This window comes from Pseudomonas sp. R62 (assembly GCF_000257605.1).
GTDB lineage: Bacteria > Pseudomonadota > Gammaproteobacteria > Pseudomonadales > Pseudomonadaceae > Aquipseudomonas > Aquipseudomonas atacamensis.
In genome coordinates this window covers 1,685,235-1,689,160 of sequence record NZ_JH635998.1, presented here as the reverse complement: position 1 = coordinate 1,689,160, position 3,926 = coordinate 1,685,235, and the positions used below count along the sequence as shown (strand labels likewise).

Sequence of the window (3,926 nt, the reverse complement as noted above, 5' to 3'; positions counted from 1 at the left end):
AGTCTGGCCCGTGATGCCGGCTTCAGCCCGCACTTTGCCCAAGAGGCTGGCGAGGCGATGACCATCATCGGTCTGGTGGCGGCGGGCTTGGGTGTATCGGTGCTGCCAGCGTCCTACCAACGCATGCGCATCGACGGCGTGGTCTACCGTCCGTTGCTCGATCCCGAAGCAATTTCGGCGGTTTGGCTGGTGCAGCGCAAAGATCAGAAATCACCGATGGCCAAGGCGTTTGTCGAACTGCTGACGCGCAAGGTTGAGCCCCTGACGGTGTGAAGGCGGCTGGCGCTTTCGCGAGCAGGCTCGCTCCCACAGGGAAACGCATTCCAAGGTGGGAGCGAGCCTGCTCGCGAAGGCATCGGCCCAAACATCACAGATTTCAGGGCAACCGCACCAAATCCCCCTTCAACGCCACCCGCGTGACAAATATCCCCGCCCGGCACTCGTACGTATTCAAATCCTTGCGCACATGCTGGTCGTAGTAACTGACGATATTCACAACCGCATTCGCCCCGACCCGCTTGGCATCGGCCTGCAATTTGATCAGATTCGACTGCAGCACCCATTCACACGAAGCCTGATCGCTCTTGTTGAAGCCGTTGGTTTTCAAATCACTGACCACCCCTCGGCGCAGCAACTGCTGAGTGCCCTGCGGCCCGTTGCCGATCAGGTAGAACTTCACACTGCCATCCAGCCGACCGGCGCGAATCGCGTCCGACAGCACGGTTTCGAAAGGCATGTACATGAGGTTGGTGGCATGGCTGGCACTTGGCAGCAGGGCGATAAGCGCAGCGGTCATCAGGGCTTTCACTTGCATGGTCATCTCCTTTGACGGTGAAAGGGAACTGCGAGGGCAGGTTACGGTGCTGCGACCTGCATCAGCGAGTGTAGATGCTGTTCAATCAGCGCAAAAAAAGGGCGCCAAACGGCGCCCTTTGTCGTTTCTGGCGTTTATTGAACCTTCGCCAGATCACCCTTCAACGCAACGCCCGCCATGATCGCGCCGGCGTGGCATTCGTAGGTTTGCGCGTCCTTGCGCTCGTTGCGCTTGTAGAAGCTGACGATGTTGGTCACGGCGTTGGCGCCGGCGTTTTTCGCGGCCTGGTGCAGGCTGATGATTGCCGATTGGGCGACCCATTCGCAGGCGACTTCGTCGGACTTGTTGAAGGCGTTGGTTTTCTTGTTGGTCACGGCGTCGGGGCTGACCACGGTGACTTTGCCGGCCGGGGTGTTGCCGGCCAGATAGAATTTCACACTGCCATCGATCTTGCCGGAGCGGGTGGCTTCGGCGACGGCTTTGTCGAATGGCAGGTAGACCGCCGTGTCGCGTGCCTGGCTGATCGCTGGCAGGGCGCAGAGCAGCAGGGTGACGGCGGCGAGTTTGTTGAAGTGCATGTAGGTCTCCTTGACCTGGATTGATTCGGTTATGCCCAGCGGCGGAAGATCAACGAAGTGTTGACGCCACCGAAAGCGAAGTTGTTGTTCATCACGTAGTTGTGGTGCATCTGACGGAATTCGCCGCGCAGGTAATCGAGCTTGCCGCAGTGCGGGTCGACCTCGTCGAGGTTGAAGGTGTGCACGTAACGGTCGCTGTTGAGCATCTCGATGCTGAACCATGACTCCAGCGCACCGCAGGCACCGAGGGTGTGGCCGAGAAAACTCTTCTGCGAGCTGATCGGCATGTGCTCACCGAACAGGCTGCTGGTCGCCAGCGTTTCGGCGATGTCGCCCTGTTCAGTCGCGGTGCCATGGCCGTTCACATAGCCGATGGCGTCCGGGGTGAGGCCGGCATCTTCCAGGGCCAGCTCCATGGCGCGGCGCATCGTGAGCTGTTCCGGGCGGGTGGTGTGCTGGCCGTCGGCGTTGCTGCCGAAACCGACGATCTCCGCGTGAATGTGTGCGCCACGGGCGAGGGCGTGTTCCAGCTCTTCAAGCACCAGCATGCCGCCGCCTTCGCCGATCACCAGGCCGTCGCGGCCCTTGTCGTACGGGCGTGGGCTGGTCTGTGGTGCATCGTTTTTCAGGCTGGTGGCGTAGAGCGCGTCGAACACCATGGCTTCGGTCGGGCACAGCTCTTCCGCGCCGCCGGCGAGCATCAATGGCAGGCGGCCGAACTTGATTGCCTCATAGGCGTAGCCGATGCCCTGGCTGCCGCTGGTGCAGGCGCTGGACGTCGGAATCAGGCGGCCGGTGAGGCCGAAGAAAATGCTGATATTGGCGGCGGTGGTGTGCGGCATCATCCGCACATAGGAGTTGGCGTTCAGTCCCTCGGCCACCGAGTTGAGCAGCATGTTGCCGAACGCTTTGATCTCGTCAGTGCTGCCGGTAGACGAACCACAAGCAACGCCCATGCGCCCGTCCTTGATCGATTCGTCACCGAGCAGGCCAGCGTCAGCCAAGGCTTTTTCCGCCGCGCCGACCGCCAGTCGCGAAACCCGGCCCATGCTGCGCAACTGCTTGCGGGTCCAGTGCGACGGCACGAGAAAGTCATCGATAGGCCCGGCCAGACGCGTGTTCAGCTCAGTGAAGCGATCCCACTCGTCCATGCGGCGAATGCCGCTGCGATTGGCCGCGAAATTGCCGGCAATGGTCGGCCAGTCGCTGCCCAGCGAGGTGATGCCGGCCATGCCGGTGACGACGACGCGCTTCATCAGCACAGGCCTCCGTTGACCGCCAGCACCTGGCGAGTGATGTACGAGGCTTCCGCCGACATCAGGAAATTCACCGCAGCGGCCACTTCTTCAGGGGTGCCCATGCGCTGCGCGGGGATCATTTTCATCAGTTCCTCCACCGGCACGTTTTCGTCGAGCATGGCCGTGTCGATCAGACCAGGGGCGACGCAGTTAACCGTAATTTTGCGCTTGCCCAGCTCGATCGCCAACGCCTTTGCCGCACCGATCACGCCGGCCTTCGAGGCGCTGTAATTGACCTGGCCACGGTTGCCGATCAGGCCCGACACCGAGGTGATGCAGACGATGCGCCCGGCAGCGCGACGACGGATCATCGGCATCATCACCGGGTGCAGAACGTTGTAGAAACCGTCGAGGTTGGTGCGCAGGACCACGTCCCAATCGTCATCGCTCAGCGCCGGAAACGCGCCGTCGCGGGTCAGCCCGGCGTTGAGCACCACGCCGTAATAGGCACCGTGATTTTCGACATCGGCTTCGAGAATGCTTTTACAGGTTTCACGGTCGGCGACGTCGAATTGCAGGATGCGTGCGCGGCGGCCCAGAGCTTCGATTTCTGCCTGCACCGCTTGGGCTTCAGTCATGCCGCTGCGGCAATGCAGGACGATGTCATGCCCGGCCTGCGCCAGACGCAAGGCAATGGCGCGGCCGATGCCCCGGCTGGAGCCGGTGACCAGTACGGATTCAGTCATCGTGCGACTCCTTTGTCTGTTGCAGATATTGGTTGGCTTGCGGCGGGCGGAACACGTTCAGCCGGGCGCTGGCATGTATGCCGTCGCCGTGGATATGGCATTCGAATACGCCCATGCCGTTGTCGTCTTCCAGTGAGCGCAGGCCGTGGATGGTCAGCTCGCTGCCAGGCGCAAAGGCTTCGACGTTGCACTCGAATTTGCGCGTGCCGAGGAGAAAGCCCAGCTCCGGCGGATTGCCTTTTTGCCGGGCGTGGCAACCGGCGAAAGCGGCGACGCTCTGCGCCATCAGCTCGAGGCCGACCCACGCCGGCAGGCTGCCGTCGGGCAGGTTGAACAGGCCGTCGGGCTTGACCGTGAGGCGAGTGAAAACCTGCTCGTCATCGAAGCGCTCGATGGCGTCGATCAGGATCATGTCGCCGGCATGCGGCAGCAGTTCGGCGAGCGGCCAGTGGCTCATGGTGCGTCTCCGATAATCAGGCTGACGTTGTTGCCGCCGAAGGCAAACGAGTTGCTCATCAGGTAGCGCGGTGCAATGGACGTCAGGCGTTCG

Annotated in this window: 6 protein-coding genes; 1 reads left to right on the top strand and 5 read right to left on the bottom strand. The window is 62.0% G+C overall.

Going from position 1 to position 3,926, the window contains the following annotated elements; translation table 11 throughout:
- A partial coding sequence (locus OQK_RS31110; RefSeq protein ID WP_038860776.1) for a LysR family substrate-binding domain-containing protein occupies nt 1-273 on the top strand: 273 nt, incomplete at its 5' end.
- Between the two features lie 103 nt (nt 274-376).
- Here OQK_RS31110 and OQK_RS08780 read toward each other — a convergent pair.
- From OQK_RS08780 to OQK_RS30395, 5 genes are all read right to left on the bottom strand, one after another.
- On the bottom strand, nt 377-814 hold the full coding sequence (locus tag OQK_RS08780) for a hypothetical protein (RefSeq protein WP_016772043.1): 438 nt from the start codon (nt 812-814) through the stop codon (nt 377-379).
- Nucleotides 815-948: 134 nt separating this feature from the next.
- Nucleotides 949-1,392 (bottom strand): hypothetical protein, encoded by a 444-nt coding sequence (locus tag OQK_RS08775; RefSeq protein WP_016772042.1) that lies wholly within the window; start codon nt 1,390-1,392, stop codon nt 949-951.
- A 29-nt stretch (nt 1,393-1,421) separates the two neighbouring features.
- Nucleotides 1,422-2,648 carry a beta-ketoacyl-ACP synthase gene (locus OQK_RS08770; protein WP_016772041.1) on the bottom strand — a complete coding sequence of 409 codons (1,227 nt, stop codon included), beginning with the start codon at nt 2,646-2,648 and terminating at the stop codon, nt 1,422-1,424.
- Nucleotides 2,648-3,376 carry a 3-oxoacyl-ACP reductase FabG gene (fabG, locus tag OQK_RS08765; RefSeq protein ID WP_016772040.1) on the bottom strand — a complete coding sequence of 243 codons (729 nt, stop codon included), beginning with the start codon at nt 3,374-3,376 and terminating at the stop codon, nt 2,648-2,650. Before fabG ends, OQK_RS08770 begins: the two co-directional genes overlap by 1 nt.
- Entirely contained in the window at nt 3,369-3,833 is a 465-nt protein-coding gene (locus OQK_RS30395; protein ID WP_016772039.1) for a hotdog family protein, read from the bottom strand. Before OQK_RS30395 ends, fabG begins: the two co-directional genes overlap by 8 nt.
- Nucleotides 3,834-3,926: the final 93 nt, after the last annotated feature.

Excerpts from the sequence above, each read along its gene's own strand:
- OQK_RS08780 (WP_016772043.1), bottom strand. The coding sequence starts at position 814 with ATGCAAGTGAAAGCCCTGATGACCGCTGCGCTTATCGCCCTGCTGCCA.
- OQK_RS08775 (WP_016772042.1), bottom strand. The coding sequence starts at position 1,392 with ATGCACTTCAACAAACTCGCCGCCGTCACCCTGCTGCTCTGCGCCCTG.
- OQK_RS08770 (WP_016772041.1), bottom strand. The coding sequence starts at position 2,648 with ATGAAGCGCGTCGTCGTCACCGGCATGGCCGGCATCACCTCGCTGGGC.
- fabG (WP_016772040.1), bottom strand. The coding sequence starts at position 3,376 with ATGACTGAATCCGTACTGGTCACCGGCTCCAGCCGGGGCATCGGCCGC.
- OQK_RS30395 (WP_016772039.1), bottom strand. The coding sequence starts at position 3,833 with ATGAGCCACTGGCCGCTCGCCGAACTGCTGCCGCATGCCGGCGACATG.